The 16917-nt window shown below is 66.6% G+C and carries 10 protein-coding genes; all 10 read right to left on the bottom strand.

What is annotated here, in order from left to right; genetic code table 11:
• Positions 1-7 precede the first annotated feature (7 nt).
• Entirely contained in the window at positions 8-3517 is a 3510-nt protein-coding gene (gene addA / locus XH88_RS00410; protein WP_271613461.1) for a double-strand break repair helicase AddA, read from the bottom strand.
• The gene (gene addB / locus XH88_RS00405) at positions 3511-6657 is read right to left on the bottom strand and encodes a double-strand break repair protein AddB (RefSeq protein WP_271613460.1); all 3147 of its coding nucleotides are present in this window, start codon (positions 6655-6657) and stop codon (positions 3511-3513) included. Before addB ends, addA begins: the two co-directional genes overlap by 7 nt.
• Positions 6658-6899: 242 nt before the next feature.
• The gene (locus tag XH88_RS00400; protein ID WP_271613459.1) at positions 6900-7622 is read right to left on the bottom strand and encodes a nucleotidyltransferase family protein; all 723 of its coding nucleotides are present in this window, start codon (positions 7620-7622) and stop codon (positions 6900-6902) included.
• A gap of 123 nt (positions 7623-7745) precedes the next feature.
• Positions 7746-8063, bottom strand: coding sequence for a PilZ domain-containing protein (locus tag XH88_RS00395; RefSeq protein ID WP_271613458.1), 318 nt, complete (start codon positions 8061-8063; stop codon positions 7746-7748).
• An 86-nt stretch (positions 8064-8149) separates the two neighbouring features.
• The gene (tsaE, locus tag XH88_RS00390; RefSeq protein ID WP_271613457.1) at positions 8150-9670 is read right to left on the bottom strand and encodes a tRNA (adenosine(37)-N6)-threonylcarbamoyltransferase complex ATPase subunit type 1 TsaE; all 1521 of its coding nucleotides are present in this window, start codon (positions 9668-9670) and stop codon (positions 8150-8152) included.
• On the bottom strand, positions 9667-12171 hold the full coding sequence (locus tag XH88_RS00385) for a PAS domain-containing sensor histidine kinase (RefSeq protein ID WP_271613456.1): 2505 nt from the start codon (positions 12169-12171) through the stop codon (positions 9667-9669). Before XH88_RS00385 ends, tsaE begins: the two co-directional genes overlap by 4 nt.
• Positions 12172-12545: 374 nt before the next feature.
• Positions 12546-13004, bottom strand: a complete 459-nt coding sequence (gene dut, locus XH88_RS00380) for a dUTP diphosphatase (RefSeq protein ID WP_271613455.1) — start codon at positions 13002-13004, stop codon at positions 12546-12548.
• Positions 13001-14461 (bottom strand): bifunctional phosphopantothenoylcysteine decarboxylase/phosphopantothenate--cysteine ligase CoaBC, encoded by a 1461-nt coding sequence (gene coaBC, locus XH88_RS00375; RefSeq protein ID WP_271613454.1) that lies wholly within the window; start codon positions 14459-14461, stop codon positions 13001-13003. Before coaBC ends, dut begins: the two co-directional genes overlap by 4 nt.
• Before the next feature lie 71 nt (positions 14462-14532).
• Positions 14533-16107, bottom strand: a complete 1575-nt coding sequence (gene ubiB / locus XH88_RS00370) for a 2-polyprenylphenol 6-hydroxylase (RefSeq protein ID WP_271613453.1) — start codon at positions 16105-16107, stop codon at positions 14533-14535.
• Positions 16104-16865, bottom strand: a complete 762-nt coding sequence (ubiE, locus tag XH88_RS00365) for a bifunctional demethylmenaquinone methyltransferase/2-methoxy-6-polyprenyl-1,4-benzoquinol methylase UbiE (RefSeq protein ID WP_271613452.1) — start codon at positions 16863-16865, stop codon at positions 16104-16106. Before ubiE ends, ubiB begins: the two co-directional genes overlap by 4 nt.
• Between the last annotated feature and the right edge of the window lie 52 nt (positions 16866-16917).

Raw genomic sequence — 16917 nt, 5'->3', positions numbered from 1 at the left:
CGTCAACCTATGAACGGCCCCTTGCCGGGTCAAGGACGCTCACACCGAGATGAACGGATGCCAGCGCCGCGTCCAGCGCGGGGGCTGAAATCTCCATATATTCAAGGACCTCGGTCCAGAGCAGGACGGCGCGGATGGGCTTTTGGGGATAAAGCCGTGCCAGCACCGCCCGGTACAGCGCGAGTTGTCGGACGTAGGCGGCGGGCGCCTCCGCCGCACTCCTGGGTGCGGCCTGGTTGGTCTTGAAATCGACGATCAAGACTTCCTCCGGACCAACGACCAGCCGGTCGATCTGGCCTGACACCAGCGCCGGCGGTCGCCCGGGCCGGTCGAGCTTGCCGACAATGGCGACCTCGGCCCGGCTGTCGGCGCCAAACACGGCCGAAAAGCGCGGCTCGGTGATCAGGGCGAGCACCTTGTCGGCGAGCGCAACGCGGTCAGTTTCGGACCAGTCCGGCGCATTGCGCGCCATGAAGCCGAGCGCGGCCTCGCGCCGCCGCTCGGTGGCGATGTCGGGCAGCGACTGCAGCAGACGGTGCACCAGCGTGCCGCGCTGGAGCGCCAGCGCGCGCGACTGCACTGATTCGCCCGATCGGACTGCGCGGCCTTCCTCCGCCGCCTGGCCAGACGGGCGCACCGGATCGTCCTCGATCATTTCGCGTGGTGCGCGCGTCCGCAGCCAGTCCGGCAGCGTGACCGAATGCTCCACCGCGGTTGTGGGCATGCCGAGCGCAACAACGTCCTCGGGGCGGGCGAATCGCGTCACCTTGCCGAGCGGCGTTTCGATCGTCTCCTTGGCCAGGCCCGAGCCTGACAGCCCGGTGTCGATGAGGTCGTACCAGCTCAGCTTGCGGACCGTCCTCATATTGCCGGGCATGCAGCCGCCGACGATCAGCCGGTCGGCGGCGCGCGTCATCGCGACGTAGAGCAGGCGGCGATATTCGTCCTCGGTCTCCTCCAGCATCGCCTTGCGCGCCTCGGCGACCGGCTTGGGATCATCGGCCTTGCGGCCGGCCCAGACCACGACCTCGCCGCCGTTACCGCGCGGCACATTGATCAGTCGGACCCGCTGGGAGTCAGCGGGCGACGAGGTGGTGTCGACCATGAACACGACCGAGGCCTCGAGACCCTTGGCACCGTGCACCGTCATCACCCGCACCTCGTCGCGCGTGATCTCCATGTCGCGCTTCACCTCGGTGTCGGCCGAGCGCAGCCAGGCCATGAAACCTTGCAACGAGGCCGGCGCCTTACGCTCGTAGTTCAGCGCCAGCTCCAGGAATTCGTCGAGCGCGTCATTGGCCTCGTGGCCGAGCCGGCGCAGGATGCGCGCACGGCCGTCGTCTCCGCCGAGCAGCCAAGCGTAGAACGCGAACGGCGTCTCCTCGCGCGCGCGCGTTTCGCACGCTTCAAGCCGCCCCAGCACGGCCGCGAATTTCTCGCTGTCCGCCGCATGCTCGCCGAGCGCGCGGCGCAGCGAGCTCTTGCGGGCATGGGCAAGCTGGAACAGATCGTCGTCGTCGAGCCCGAACAGGGGGCTCTTCAGCGCCACGGCCAGCGCGAGGTCGTCCTGCGGCAGCAGCAGCGCATCCGCAAGGTTCATCAGATCGATGATCGCGATGTGCTCGGTGAGCTTGAGGCGGTCGGCGCCGGCGACCGGGATGTTGGCGTGCTTCAGCGCCTGGATCACCGCGTCGAACGCATTGCCGCGCCGGCGCACCAGGATCAGCATGTCGCCATAGCGCAGCGGCCGCCGCTCGCCTTCATGGCCCGTCAGCGCACCGCTCTCGACCAGCCGCTTGATCTCGGCCTGGATGCGGCGGGCGAGCTTGACCTCGGGGCTGGTGACGGCGACGCCGTCGAACGGCGCGCGCCAGCCCTCGATCTCCTGCCGGTCGTCGGCCTCCGCAAGATCCCACAGCTCGATCACGCTGGGACCGGCATCGGCGAGCGCATTGTGCAGGGGATGGCCGATCTCGACCGCATGGATGCTCTTGTAGATCGCGGGATCGCGAAAGACGTGATCGACCGAATGCAGGATCGTCGCGCCCGAGCGGAACGAATAGGTGAACGCGACCGGATCGAACTTCAGTCCGGCCGCGGTGAACTTGCGATGCAGCTCGCGCCGGCGCGCGTCGAATTCATGGGGAGCTGCGCCCTGGAACGAGAAGATCGACTGCTTCTCGTCGCCGACGGCGAACACCGTGCGGTTCAGCCCCTGGCGCGCGCCTTCGCCGGCGGTGAATTCCGAGATGATGTGCGCGACGATGTCCCATTGCCTGGGGCTGGTATCCTGGGCCTCGTCGATCAGGACGTGATCGACGCCGCGGTCAAGCTTGTAATGCACCCAGCCCGAGGCGATGCGATCGAGCATCGCCAGCGTCTTGTCGATGAGGTCGTCGTAGTCGAGCAGGCCGCGCTCCAGTTTCTCGCGGCGGTAGTTCGCAGCGGCGGCCGTCGCGATATGCAGCAAGGCCGCGGTGCGGTCGCGCAGGGTCACAGCGCGGCGTTTCTCGACCAATCCACAGAGACGAGATGCTTCGTTCTCGAACAGGCGCGCGACGGACGGATTGTGCTCCCCAAACTTCTTGGTCAGTACCGCCTTGCGCGGCAGCTTTTCATCCGTGAGGAAGACGCAGAGATAGGCATCGACCTGCGCGGCGCCGGAGAAAGCCTTTGCTTCGCGAAGACGACTCGCCTGGTCGTTGTCGGATTTGCTGCCGTCCTCCAGCGCGAAGGCAATGTCGTCCCAGCGCGAGCGCGGCAAGTATGGTCCATCGAGAATCTCCGTCTCGACATCCTCGATGCGGTCGCTCGGATCGACGCCCAGCACGGCCGCCATCTGTGCGGTCGCCGCGCCGGGATTGCCGGCCTCGTCGGTCCAGGCCATGAAATGGTCCCGGCTCAGGCAGGCCTCGCGCACGACCTCCTTGAAGGTGACGTCGGCGGCGCTCGCCATTGCGGTCAGCAGCGCGCGGCCGGTGACGCTCTCCGGATCACGCGCGGCCTCCAGCAGCACCTTCAGATTGGCGCGCTCCATCATGTCGGCCTGGTCGCGATCGTCCATGACGGAAAAGCGCGCGGGCACGTTGGCCTCGAACGGAAATTGCTGGAGCAGGCGGGTGCAGAGCGCATGAATGGTCTGCACCTTCAATCCGCCCGGCGTCTCCAGCGCGCAGGCGAATAGTTTTCGTGCTTCGCGGCGCAATTTCGCGCTCGGGTGGGGGATGCCGACGGCGCGGATCGCGGCGTCGAGCCCGGTATCGTCAAGCGTGACCCAATGGCCAAGTGTCGTGAACACGCGCTCGGCCATATTCGCGGCAGCAGCCTTGGTGAAGGTGATGCAGAGGATCTTTTCCGGCGGCACGCCCGATAACAGCAGGCGGATCACGCGCTGCACCAGCACGTGCGTCTTGCCCGAGCCGGCATTGGCCGAGACGAAGGCCGACGCGGTCGGATCGGACGCGCGCGCCTGCCGCGCGCGCACTTCATCCGGGATGGGACGCGGGGCCCTTACCATTCCTCGATCCCCAATCCGCCGGCTGCCGACCATTCCTTGATCCGGGCGAGATCGTCATAGGCGCCGTAGCGGTTCGCCCACATCGGCAGGTTCAGCGAGGTATAGGGCTGACTTTCGTCCTCGAAGGCTCGGATCAGCGCCTCCAGCTTGGCGCGCGCCTCCGCGGCAGCCGTATCCGGCGGCTGCGGTTCGTCGCCCGGCTTGTATTTGAGCTCGAGAATGCGCTCCTCGCCCGGCGGATTGTTGCCGCTCAGGCGGACATAGACAAGCTGGCTCACGGACGCGCCGGCGTCGATGTCAGGAAAACCTCCCTCACGCAGGATCGCCGCTTCCAGCGTGAGCTGGGGCGACAGGCCCATGCGGACCTGTTTGCCGGTCGGCGGCTGCCCGGTCTTGTAGTCGAGGATGGCGTAGCTGCCGCCCTTGCGCCGCTCGATGCGATCGGCGCGGGCGGAGAGTTGGAAGCTGCGATTGTTGTCGAGCGTGATCGAGATCTGGCCGCGCGTCTCCGCCGCGATTGCTTCGATCGCATCGCGCCGCGCCGTCTCCCATTCGCCGAACCAGTGCGCAATGCGCTGGAAGCGCGGCCACCACAGCGCGCGCGCCTCGGGGCGCTCCATCAGCGCCGCAAAATGCTTCTCGCCGATCGCCCGCAGCACGCGCGCGGGATCGTCGGGCAGACGCGCCGCACAGCTTTCGGTGAATTCGCCGATCGCATCGTGAATGGCTGAGCCGCGATCGGCGGCCGAGAGCGGCATGTCGACGGGATCGAGCGCATCCAGGCGCAAGATATATTTTGCATAGATCGTGTAGGGATCGCGCAGCCAGTCCTCGATCGCGGTGACCGACATCTTCAGCGGCCGCGTCGCGCGCGGCGGCCGCGGCTCGGGCTGCTTGATCGGCTCGACCGTATTGGGCTGATCCAGCGCGCCCGCAAACTGCACGTACTTTTCGCCGGCGCGGACAGCCGCCTTCCAGAGCTCAACGCCCGCGACCGCCTCCAGCCGGTGCAGGAAGCGCGAGGCTACCGCCGGCGCGCCGCCGGCCTTGGCGGAATGAGTGAGAATCACCTCATCGCCGCCGAGCAGCTGAGCAAAGTCATGCGCGGAGAGGCCGATGCGCCGCTCCGGCAGGTCGAGGCCGAGTTCGTGCCGCATCGGCCGGCTCAGCCAGGGATCGATGCGCGGCGCCGGCGGCCAGACGCCCTCGATCAGTCCGCCGATGATGATGCGGTCGGCCTGCATCAGGCGCGATTCCAGTGGGCCGTAGATCTGCAGGCGTGCGCCGGGTCTGTCGCGTCGGCGCACGGCGCGATCGCTGAAGGCGGTCTGGAACACGTCAGCATAATCCGGCAACGTCACCATCAATCCGCTGGTCGTGCCGCCGCGCAGCAGATCGTCGAAGGCGCCGGCCAGCGCGAGGCCCTCGCGCTCCTCGAAGGCCAGCGGAATGCCCTGCTCGTCGCGCGACAGCTCGATCATGATCTCGCGATGGCGGTGCGCAAGCTCGGCGAAGTCGAACGGCTTCGATGCCACCAGACACTCGACCGGCGCCAATGCCTTCTGCAGCGCATCGATCAGCGCCTGGATACGGTCGAGATCTTCCGCCTTGAGACGTGCGCGAGGCTCGGCGGCGTGGAGCGCAGAGACTTCGCTACGCCACAGTTTTCCAAGCTCCTCGCGAAAACGGTTGAACTCGCGCAGGAGACCGCCCGTGCCCGCCGGCGGGCGCGTGCCGCGCAACACGGCGAGCTCGAGGTCCTCGATCGCCGCCTTCCACGCACCGGGCGCGCGGCCGAGCCGGCACAGCGGATGCTTCACCATCGCCAGCAGTGTCGGCGGCTCCAGGCCCCTTGTCGCCGCCTCCGCTGCGAGCCGGGCAAACACGCCGGCGGAGGTTTCCATCAGCGCGTCGCCGCCGGAATCGTCAAAGACGAGATCCCATCGGGTCAGCGCGGCCATGACGCGCCGCGCCAGTGCGCGATCCGGCGTCACCAGCGCTGCCGATTTGTCGAGATGCCGCGCCTCGCGCATCGCAATGGCGATCGCCAGCGCTTCCATCTCCGGATTGGGAGCTTCGACCACGGCGAGATTCGTCATGCCGCGGCCGATCTTCGCTGCGACGTCAGGCTGCTTCAGCCGGTCGTGCCAGAGTTCCGTCTTGGCGGAGGGACGCATCGATTCGGAAGCGAGCAGATCGCGGCCGTCGTCCGCCGGCGGCTGGAGGATCTCGACATCGCTGCGCTTGATGCCGAAGCGATCCAGCAGCGCATGCATGGCATATTGCGGATGGTTCGAGACCGGATGCTCGGCGAATTTGCCGAGCGAATCGCGCACGCCGCCGATGCTGCGCCAGGCGTCCTCGTCGAGATCGGTATCGAGACCCGGCAGCACCACGGCGCCGTGCGGCAGCGCGGCGACCGCATGCAGGAACTTCGCAGTGGCCGGCATCGAGCCGGTCGAGCCGGCTGCGATCACGGGCCCGTTGGGATGCGCGGTCAGGCGCCTGGCTTCCGCGGCGATCAGGAGATCGCGCCGCGCCGCCGGCTCGATCCGGTTGATCTCCGCCAGATGCTGCGGCCAGGCGATGCGGGCGATGCGCAGGAATTCGAGCGAGTGCTGCCAGTAGCGATCGAGGCTGTCAGGCACCAGGCCGTCGAGTGCGCTCCAGTCGACGCCGCGCGTCACCATGTCGTCGATCAGGCGGGCCAGATCGCCGGCCAGCGCCAGCGTCGAGGCGGGGCCGCCGACCACCAGCGGCGCCAGCACCGGCCCCTTGGCCCAGGCGGCCACGAGCTGCGCCAGCGTCAGCCGCCGTTCCAGCTCGCCGAGCCGCGGCGGGATCTCGAGCGGTGTTGTACCGGAAAACTGTTCGGCCTCATCAGCGAAGGCGAGCTCGTCCTCGTCGATGTCGCCGAGCGCGACGATGCGTGGCAGCACCACCGCGTCCGCCTTCATCTCGTCGAGGAAGATCTCGCGGACGACACGCATGGCGCGCCGCGTCGGGAGATAGAGCGTCGTGTCCGCCAGCCGCGCCGGTTCCTTGCGCGCCTCGAAGCCGTCAACCAGCCGTCCCTCGAGCAGAGCCGAGACGATCGTGCGCAGGAACGGAACTGAGAGCGGAACGCTGAAAACGCGCATGGGCTGCCTGATTCGAAGGATCAGGCAATATAGGGACGCCGATTCAAATGGTCATGGGCTCTGGTGATGTCGTCCCCGCTGTTCGCCGTCACACGGCTCTCGTGCCCCGGACGCGGCGCAGCACGCAGTGATGCGCCGCTGAGCCGGGGCCCAGCCGCCTTCGTTCCACAAGCGAGGATGGAGTGGGCCCGCTCTGCGGAGCGGCACTTCGCGCCGCACCGCGTCCGGGACAAGAGAGTCCCCTACGCCACGCTCTCCAGAAACGCCTCTTCCGCGGCGTGGATCGCATCCGGCGTGCCGACATGCATCCAGACGCCGTCAAGGCGGAGGCCGAACAGGCGCTCCTGCTCATTGGCGCGGTCGAACATCTTGGTCAGCGAGAACTCGCCCTGTGGCGCACCTTCGAAGATTTTCGGGGACAGGATGGCGGCACCGGCATAGACGAACGGGACGATCTCTTTTTCCTTGCGCTTGCGCAGGGCGCCGTCGGGCAGCATGCCGTAATCGCCGCGACCGCTATAGCCGATGCTGGTCGCGGTGGGTGCCATCAGCAGCAGGATGTCCATGCGTGCTGGTTCGAAGTTTTCGGCAAGCCGCGCCAGATTGGAGCGCACGCCGTCGATCCAAAGCGTATCGGAATTGACATGGAAGAACGGCGCATCGCCGAGCAGCGGCAGCGCCTTGACCACGCCGCCGCCGGTGCCGAGCACCTGGTCGCGCTCGTCTGAGATGATCACGCGTGGATGCTGGCGCGTTGCGGTGTGCTCGATGATCTGGTCGGGCAGATAGTGCACGTTGACCACCGCCTCGGTGACGCCGGCCTGCGCGAGCTTGTCGAGGACGTGGTCGAGCAGCGGCTGTCCCGCCACCGGCACCATCGGCTTCGGCATCTTATCCGTCAGCGGACGCATGCGCAGGCCGAGCCCCGCGGCGAGCACCATGGCTTTGGTCGGTTTGACGGACATCCTTCGCTTTCTCGAACCTCGAAATCTCTGTGCTGCGGCAGCCTAGCACGAGCCCCGGCCGGCCGCACCGCGTCTTGATCGCCTTAGCCGCCCGCCGTGACGGTTGTGCGACGTGTGTTGCCGTCACGCCCCAGCGGCTGTGGAACGCGCCTTTTTCTTCTTGTCGCCGACTTTCAGGAAATTGACGCCGATCTGATCGCCATTCACCCAGGCCAGTTCGCAGCGCCGGTACGCAAGCCCGGTCGACGACAGCAGCAGGAAGAATTCCTTCAGATGCAGGCCTTCGACCGAGCCGTCGATGGTCAGCTTGGCGCCGCTCTCGGAGACGTCCTCCATGGTGCATTCGCGCCGCCAGGTGCCGTCGATGCCCATCATCTGGGCCGGTACCCCACGTTCGAAAACAACTCTGTTGGTCCCGCGAGGGTCCGCCTTGACCGCCATCCGCCTTGCTCCAGCCCGTATTCATCCGGCTGCCTGCGCGCGAGGATACTGGTGCGATGGCTAACAGCCGGTAAACCGGTCGCTGTTCAGGATTGTGGCGGCGGGACGTTGGCGAGGTACCAATCGCGCAAAGGTTCGAGCGCCGGATGTGCGAGGGAGCGCTGGAGGTAAGTCCAGATCCTGGGCTGGTGCCGCAGATAATGCGGCTTGCCGTCGCGGCGGTTGAGCCGGGCGAAGGTGCCGAGCAGGCGCGTGTTGCGCTGCGCCGACATGATGGCATAGAGCTCGGCGAAACCGGCCGGATCGAAGCTCGCATCTTCAGCGCGGCGCGCCTTGATGTAGCGCGACAGCAGCGTCAGCTCGAGGGCTTCGGGCACGTCGATGCGGGCGTCCTGAAGCAGCGACACCACGTCATAGGAGCGCGGCCCGAGCACGGTGTCCTGGAAATCGATCACGCCGACGCGAGCGATGCCCGTGCGGTCCGCGAGCCAGATCAGATTGGGCGAGTGGTAGTCGCGGATAATCCAGGTCTTCGGCGCGGCGAGCGGCTTCTTCAGCAGCTCGCGCCACATCGCAAAGAATTCCGCGCGCTTCTCGTTGCTCAGCGGCGCGTTGCGATCCGGCAGATACCATTCCGGCATCAAGCCGATCTCGATCAGCAGCGCCTCGGCGTCGAAAACAGGAATCGTGTAGGTCTGCCCGTCCAGCGGCAGCGTTTCCGGCAATGACTTGCCGTGGAGCACGGCCAGCACGTCGGTTGCGACCTCATAGCGTTCGGGAATCGGACGCGGCGGATTGCCTTCGATCACCCCTTCGCTGCCGAAATCCTCGGAGATCAGGAAGCCGTGCTCGAGATCGACATGGTGGATCTTCGGTGCGGAAATTCCTGCCGCGCGCAAACCTTCGTCGATGGCGACGAAAGGATTGATGTTCTCGGCGAGATGCACCGCGGCGCTGTAGGATTTTCCGTCATAGATCGCAGCGCCATCGGGGCGCTGCGGCGAGTTCATCAGGATGACGACGCCATCGTCGCGGATCAGGCGCGCATAGGAGCGGGTGGAGGCATCGCCCGCCATGCGCCTGCGGCCGGCGTCGAGATGGCCTGATGCGTCGAGGAATTGGCGCAGCGCCTCCAACCGCGCAACGGTCGCAGCGCTCTTGCCGTAGCCGGTGACGTCGGCGGCGCGGGCTGTCGATCCCAGCTCCGGGCGATGCGTCAGCGCGATGTCGATACGGTCTTCAGGCATTGCGGACGGCGCGCGCTCCGGCCATTCGATCAGCACCAGCGTGGCGTCAGGCAGCGGCGACAGCCCGATCTCCTCGAGCTCGCTTTCGTCCTCGACGCGATAGAGGTCGGCGTGCATCACCGCGAACGCCGGCAGCTCGTAACCCTGCACCAGCGTGAACGTCGGGCTCGGCACTTCCAGGTCGTCGTCGCCGGCGAGATAGCGGATCAGGCTGCGCGCCGCCGCCGTCTTGCCGGCGCCGAGGTCGCCTGAGAGCGTGATGGTGTCGCCGGGGCCGACCAGCAGCGCGAGGTCGGCCATCAATTGCACAGTGGCCGTCTCGTCGTGGAGCGCAACGGAGAATTTGGCTGGTTCGCTCATTCGGCGGCGTCGCGATGCGCCGCCTGATCGGTCGGGAAGTCGCAAGTGACGACCGTGCCTTTGCCGACGACCGAATCCACCTGCACCTTGCCGCCATGCAGCTCGACGAAGGAGCGCACCAGCGACAGGCCGAGTCCGGCGCCGCGATGGCGCGAACCTTGCGAGCGGCTTTCGAACCAGTTGAACACCTTGTCCTTCATATCGGCGGGTATTCCAGGTCCGGAATCTGTCACAATGAAGACCACGCTGCGCTCTGTGCGGCGCGCGCTGATCCCGACGGTGGAATCCTGCGGCGAGAAGCCGACGGCATTGGCGAGCAGGTTATAGAGCACCTGCACCACGCGCTTCTCGTCGCCGATGAAGCTGCCGACATCGGGCGCGATCTCGACCTTGAGACGGATGCGGTCAGTGGCGAGGCGGTCCTGGATGCCCTCCGCGGCGAGCTCGATGGTCTTGCTGACGTCGACCGGGCCGAGCTCCAGCTTCATGGCGCCGGCGTCGATGGTGGCAAGATCCAGGATGTTGTTGGTCAGCGCCAGCAGCGCATTGGTCGATTTGGTGACATAGTCGAGATATTCGGCCTGCTTCGGCGTCAGCGGCCCGGTCGAGGGGTCGCTCAGGAAGTGCGCGAAGCCGATGATGGTGGTGAGCGGCGAGCGCAGCTCGTAGGAGACGTGGTGGACGAAATCCACCTTCATCTGATCGGCCGCCTCCAGCGCCTCGTTGCGCTCGCGCAGCGCGCGCTCGACGTTTTCCGTGTCGGTGATGTCGAGGAAGGTCAGCATGGTCGCGCCATCATGCAGCGGACGGATCATGCCGTCGAGCACGCTGCCGTCCTTGCGCTCCAGCTTCAGCGGCACATCGACGCGGTTTTCGATCGAGGTGATGGCCTCGCGGATCTGGCGCCAGACCGCGGGGTCGTCGAACAGCTGGTGGCACCAGCCCTCGACGGTCTGGATGTGTGGCTCCTCGCGCATGGCGTCGTTCGAGAGCCTCCACATGCGCAGGAAGGCCGGATTGAACAGCTGCGCCTTGCCGTTGCTGCCGAACACGGCGACGCCCTCGGCGAGGCTGTCCAGCGTCTCGCGCTGGACCCGGATCATGCCGTCGAAGCGGCGGGCGAGCTCGAGGCTCTCGGTGACGTCGTCGAACAGATAGGTGACGCCGCCTTCGGGATTCGGCGTGGTCACGACCGACACCGCGCGGCCGTCTGGCAGGTACCAGGTGTCCTTGGCGGCTTCGACCGCGCGATAGGCCTCGTGCAGCTTGGCCTTCCAGGCGCGGAAGTCCGGCTGCTCCGGCAGTTTGCGCGCGGCGCGGAGCCGGTCGAGCACGCTGGAATCGTCAGGGTTGGTGTCGAGGAAGCTACGGTCGAGATCCCACAGCCGGCGGTAGGAATCGTTGTAGAAGGCGAGCCTGCGCTGGCCGTCGAACACCGCAACTCCGGAGGAGAGCTGGTCGAGTGTGCGGCGATGCGCCTCCGCCATTCGCACCAGGGCCGCGCTCAGCGCATCGGCCTCGCTGGCATCGATCGCGACGCCGACGCTGCCATGGCCGACATTGACGGCGCGCACGTCGTACATGCGCCGCTCGCCGCCGATCACGATCGGCAGGCGCGAGGTGAATTGAGCTGCCTCTTTCAGGCCGCGCTCCATGGCAGTGCGGTCGGCGCTGTCGAGCAGCTCGAGCTTGCGGTCCTGGGCATCGTGGATGGTGGTCGCTTCGGTGGCGCGGACATAGGCCGGGTTGGCAAAGGTCAGCGCGCCGTTCTCGCCCTTGGCCCAGATCGGCCATGGCGCGGCGGTGGCGAAGCCGCGCAGCATCTCGGTTTCGTCGGAGAGCGCCCTGTAGCGCAGATTGGTCTCGGCCAAATCGCGCCGCAGGCCGGATAATTCGCGAATCCGGACAATGGCTTGGCCGCCAATGGCGCGGCCGATCGCTTCCAGCGTATGGCCGTTGGCGGTGGTCAGGGTGACCTGGAAACCGTCGCCGCGTTCGCGCAAGCTATCGACGGCGTGATCCATCCGGAGCGCCGGTTCCGGCGGCAGCCAGGTTCCGAATGCGAGCACGCGCTGCGGCGAGGAATCGCGAGGCAGCACCATGGAGATGTCGCCGGAGACCTGCGCGCGATCGTCGCCGGCCGGCCAGGAGATCAGGACCTGCGGTTCGGCGAACAGCAGCGCGCCGAACCGGTCGGCCTGCAACTGGAGTTCCCTGATCCGCCCGCGCAACGCCGCCTCGGTCTTGGCGGTGCGCACGCGCGTGCGCATCAAGAGGATTGCGGCCATGACCGAGAAGCCCAGCAGAGCAAGCGCAGTGGCCAGCACCGCAAGCTCCTGCCGGTTGAAATCCAGCAATATCGAGAGTGTATCGACAAGGTCGGCGGCGTTCGCCGGCTCAGCCGGCAGCAGCGCTGCGAGAGCGCCTCCCAACAAGCCGTTGCGCGCCAACGAAGTGCACGACAACAGCGTCCGACGCATCGACACGATCACGCCTGACATAGTTGCCCCAAGACCGCACGAATTTGCGCTCGGCGACCCCCGCCGCGCGCGAATCAAAAGACAATACCCTCACCGCGACTCCACCGGTAAGAGTCCAGACCGTGAACGCAGGGGCGGCCCCACAAAAATGCCGAGCGTGGAGTTCCAGGCTCACGTGATTCTGCGGGCAGTTCGGTTGGAGGCGTCGCGCGTTAGCGGAGGATGCGGGCTGGTTGTTGCGATACGGTGCGCTCCCTCCCCCGCTTGCGGTGGAAGGGCTGGGGAGAGGGTGTCGCCGCAACGGGACAATCTCCCAGAGGACAGAACCCTCACCCGCGCCTTGCGCGACCTCTCCCGCAAGCAAGCGGGAGAGGTGAAGCCAACGCGCAGTTCGGCTACCGCCCTGTCGATCCAAAGCCGCCGGCGCCGCGATCGGTCGAGGACAGTGTCGCCACGGGAACCAGCGTAGCCTGAAGCACCGGCGCGATCACCATCTGCGCGATGCGCTCGCCGCGCTTGATCACGAACGGCGATGCGCCGTGATTGATCAGGATCACCTTGATCTCGCCGCGGTAGTCCGCATCGATCGTGCCGGGCGTGTTCAGTACGGTGACGCCGTGCTTGGCCGCGAGCCCGGAGCGCGGCCGCACCTGGGCCTCGTGTCCCGGTGGTAGGCCGATCGCAAGGCCCGTCGGCACCAGCGCATATTGGCCCGACGCGAGCGTCATCGGCTCGCCCTCCGGCACCGCTGCCATCAAGTCGAGGCCGGCGGCCTCCGCGGTCTGATAGGCCGGCAGGGCTAAGCCTTCCGCATGGGGCAGGCGTTGCAGTTCGACCGTGACTTTGCTGCTCAAGATGCCGGCTCCAAGGAGTTGTCGACGGATTTGTTGGTCACGCTTTTCACGATATGCGCGACCAGTTCGATGGCGACCTGTTCCTTGGTCATGACAGGCCAGGAATCAACTGTGATCTCGCCGTTCTTCTCAGCATTCTTGCTGATGAGGTGCACGGTGTTGCGGTCGCCGCCCATCACGCCCGTGGCGGGCGAAACGTCGTTGGCGACGATCCAGTCGCAGCCCTTGCGCGCGAGCTTGGTCTTGGCGTTGTCGATCAGGTGCTCGGTCTCGGCGGCGAAGCCGATCACCAGCGGCGGGCGCTTCTCGGTGAGCTTGGAGATCGTGGCGAGGATGTCGGGGTTCTCGACCAGCTGAAGTGGCGGCATGCCGGCCGAAGTCTTCTTCAGCTTCTGCTCGCCTTCATTGGCGACGCGCCAGTCAGCGACGGCGGCGGCGAAGATCGCGATGTCGGCAGGCAGCGCGGATTGCACCTGCTCCAGCATCTGCCGCGCCGACTCCACGTGCTTCACGGTGACGCCAGCGGGATCATCGAGATCGACCGGGCCGCTCACCAGGATCACCTCGGCGCCGGCAGCTTGCGCAGCGGCGGCAATGGCAAAGCCCTGCTTGCCGGAGGAGCGGTTGGCGATATAGCGCACCGGATCGATCGGCTCGTGGGTGGGGCCTGCAGTGATCAGCACGCGCTTGCCGGCGAGGGGGCGCGGCACCGGCGGACGCAGCAGTTTCTCGGCGGCATTTGCGATCTCGATCGCCTCCGACATGCGGCCGATTCCGGCTTCGCCCGATTCGGCCATCTCGCCGGAATTGGGTCCGATCAGCACCACGCCGTCCCGCTGCAGCTGCGCGACGTTGCGGCGCGTCGCCGCATTGTTCCACATCAACGGATTCATCGCCGGCGCCAGCAGGATCTTTCGGTTGCTGGCGAGCAGGATCGCGCTGGCGAGATCGTCGGCGTGGCCATTGGCCATCTTCGCCATCAGATCGGCGGTGGCCGGCGCCACCACGATCAGATCGCAGTCGCGCGCGAGGCGGATATGGCCGGCGTCGAACTCGCTCTGAGGGTCGAACAGGTCGGTGTGGACGCGCTCATGCGACAGCGCGCTCGCGGCCATCGGGGTGACGAATTGCTGTGCCGCCTTGGTCAGCACGCAGCGGACTTCGATGCGGCGCTCCTTCAGCCGGCGGATCAGGTCGAGCGACTTGTAGGCGGCGATGCCGCCGCCGATGATCAGGGTAACACTGGCCTCGGGAAGGGCGCCGGTGCGCTGGGGCGCCGGAACGCTGGACGGTGCCGGGGGCGCCGAAAACGGCGTCAGCGGCTCCTCGCGGCCCTCGATCAGCTCCCGCAGGATGACCCGGACCTCCTCCTCGACCGATCGGCGATTCCTGGCCGATCGCAGCCGCAGATAGGTTTTGACGGCGTCGTCGAGCTTGCGGATGGTCAGGCTTGCCACGGCACCCTCCAGCACGGAATGATAGCGATGCTATCAGTCATGTGATTGCAATGCAATCAAGCTTTTGACAATCACAGATTCCGGACCGCGATCAGGATGCCAATGAAGGTCACGGCGATGATCCAGACTGCCACGGTGCGCCAGCGGTTCTTGCGGCCCTCGCTGCGTCCCATCGCGGCGATGCTCTCCGGCGACAACCGAATGCCTTCCCGCGTCATGGTCTCGAGCTGCTCCAGCACCGCGACCGAGCGATGGGCGATGTCAGGCAGGCGCATCAGTACCTTGGCGAGGTCGCCGCCGCCGGCCAGCGCGCCCTGCACCCGTCCGATGGGGCCGAGATTGCGCTCGATCCATTCGCGCACCACGGGGTCGGCGACTCTCCAGATGTCGAGCTTGGGATCGAAGCCGCGCGCCACGCCCTCGACCACCACCATGGTCTTCTGCAGCAGGATCAGTTCGGGCCGCGTCGTCATGTCGAACAGGCCGGTGACCTCGAGCAGCAGCGTCAGCAGCCGCGCCATCGAGATCTCCTCGGCGGTGCGATTGTGGATCGGCTCGCCGATGGCGCGGATGGCTTGTGCGAAGTTCTCGACCGAATGATGCGCGGGCACGTAGCCCGCCTCGAAATGCACTTCCGCCACGCGGCGATAATCGCGCGTGATGAAGCCGAGCAGGATTTCGGCGAGGAAGCGCCGCTCCTTCATGCCGAGCCGGCCCATGATGCCGAAATCGACCGCGACGAGGCGGCCGGCGTCATCGAGGAACAGATTGCCCGGATGCATGTCGGCATGGAAGAAGCCGTCGCGCAGCGCGTGGCGCAGGAAACTCTGGATGATCTTGCGGCCGAGATCGGGCAGGTCGACCTGCGCCTCTGCGAGGCGCTTGTGGTCGTTCAGCGCGATGCCGTCGATCCACTCCATTGTCAGCACGTTATGCGTGGTGCGATCCCAATCGACGGCAGGCACGCGAAAATCAGGATCGTCCTGCGTGTTCTCCGCCATCTCCGACAGCGCGGCGGCCTCGAGCCGCAGGTCCATCTCCATCGCGACCGAGCGCGACATCGTGTTGATGACCTCGACCAGGCGCAGGCGCCGCGCCTCGGCCGAATAGGCTTCGGCCTTGTGCGCGACGTAGAAGAAATCGGAGAGGTCGCGGCGGAAGCGCGCGGACACGTTGGGCCTGAGCACCTTGATCGCGACCGGCCTGCGGATACCGTCGCGCGCGACCTCGCCGCGATGCACCTGCGCGATCGAGGCGGCAGCGACCGGCGGTCCGAAGCTCGCGAACACGTCCGTCAACGGCCGCTCCAGCGAGGTGATGATCGCAGCTTCCGCTTCGGCTTGAGAGAATGGCGGCAGGCGGTCCTGCAGGCTTTCGAGATCGCGCGCCATGACGACGCCGACCACATCCGGGCGCGTCGCCAGGAATTGCCCGAGCTTGAGATAGGCCGGGCCCATCCGCGTCAGCGCGCGCGAGATTTTCGGCCCGTGCTTGACGCCACGGCGTTCGACGAGACGTGCAAGCTTCAGCGCGAGCTGCCCGGGCGGCGGCACCAGGCTCGGGTCGACGGCGCCGAACACGCCCTCGCGCGCAAACACGAACGCGGCGCGGATCAGGCGCGAAATGTGGGTGATGGCAGAAATCACAAACGCCAGCCTGAATGCAGTGCGACGATGCCGCCGGTCAGGGTCTGAAAGCCGACGCGAGAGAAGCCGGCGTCGCGGATCATGTCGGCGAAGACGTTTGGCTTTGGAAACCTGCGGATCGATTCGACGAGATATTGGTAGGATTCGGCGTCGCCCGTGACCATGCGCCCGAGTGGCGGGATCACCTTGAACGAGAACAAATCGTAGAGCTTGTCGAGCCCGGGCATCTCGACGGTCGAGAATTCAAGGCACAGGAAACGGCTGCCGGGCTTCAGCACCCGATAGGCCTCGCGCAGCGCCTTGTCGATTTGCGGCACGTTGCGGATGCCGAAAGCGATCGTATATGCGTCGAAGCTGCGGTCGGCGAAGGCGAGCGCTTCGGCATTGCCTTCGACGAAATCGACCTGGGTGTCGAGGTGGCGCCTGGCGGCGCGCTCGCGGCCCACCGCCAGCATGTCGGAATTGATGTCGCAGACCGTGGCATGGAAGCCGGAGCCCGCCGCCCTGGCGGCCCGGAACGAGATGTCGCCGGTGCCGCCGGCAACGTCGAGCAATTTGAACGGCCGGTCGCTTCGCGGCGGATCCAGCGCGTTGATCATGATGTCCTTCCAGACCCGGTGCAGGCCGCCGGACATCAGGTCGTTCATCAGATCATAGCGCGACGCCACGCTGTGAAACACATCGTTCACCAGCGTCTGCTTGTCCCCCAGGGGGACATCCCTGAAGCCAAAATGCGTGGTTTCGCCCGGCCGATCCATTACTCTACTCCACGATGCCGACCATAGCGCGGCCGCCGCAATGGCGCTATCA

It is taken from the genome of Bradyrhizobium sp. CCBAU 51627 (assembly GCF_028128765.1).
Taxonomy (GTDB): domain Bacteria; phylum Pseudomonadota; class Alphaproteobacteria; order Rhizobiales; family Xanthobacteraceae; genus Bradyrhizobium.
This window is presented reverse-complemented; position numbering and strand designations above follow the sequence as displayed.

Coding starts and splice junctions, on each gene's coding strand:
- addA (WP_271613461.1), bottom strand. CDS start 3,517: ATGGTAAGGGCCCCGCGTCCCATCCCGGATGAAGTGCGCGCGCGGCAG.
- XH88_RS00385 (WP_271613456.1), bottom strand. CDS start 12,171: ATGTCAGGCGTGATCGTGTCGATGCGTCGGACGCTGTTGTCGTGCACT.
- tsaE (WP_271613457.1), bottom strand. CDS start 9,670: ATGAGCGAACCAGCCAAATTCTCCGTTGCGCTCCACGACGAGACGGCC.
- XH88_RS00400 (WP_271613459.1), bottom strand. CDS start 7,622: ATGTCCGTCAAACCGACCAAAGCCATGGTGCTCGCCGCGGGGCTCGGC.
- ubiE (WP_271613452.1), bottom strand. CDS start 16,865: ATGGATCGGCCGGGCGAAACCACGCATTTTGGCTTCAGGGATGTCCCC.
- addB (WP_271613460.1), bottom strand. CDS start 6,657: ATGCGCGTTTTCAGCGTTCCGCTCTCAGTTCCGTTCCTGCGCACGATC.
- XH88_RS00395 (WP_271613458.1), bottom strand. CDS start 8,063: ATGGCGGTCAAGGCGGACCCTCGCGGGACCAACAGAGTTGTTTTCGAA.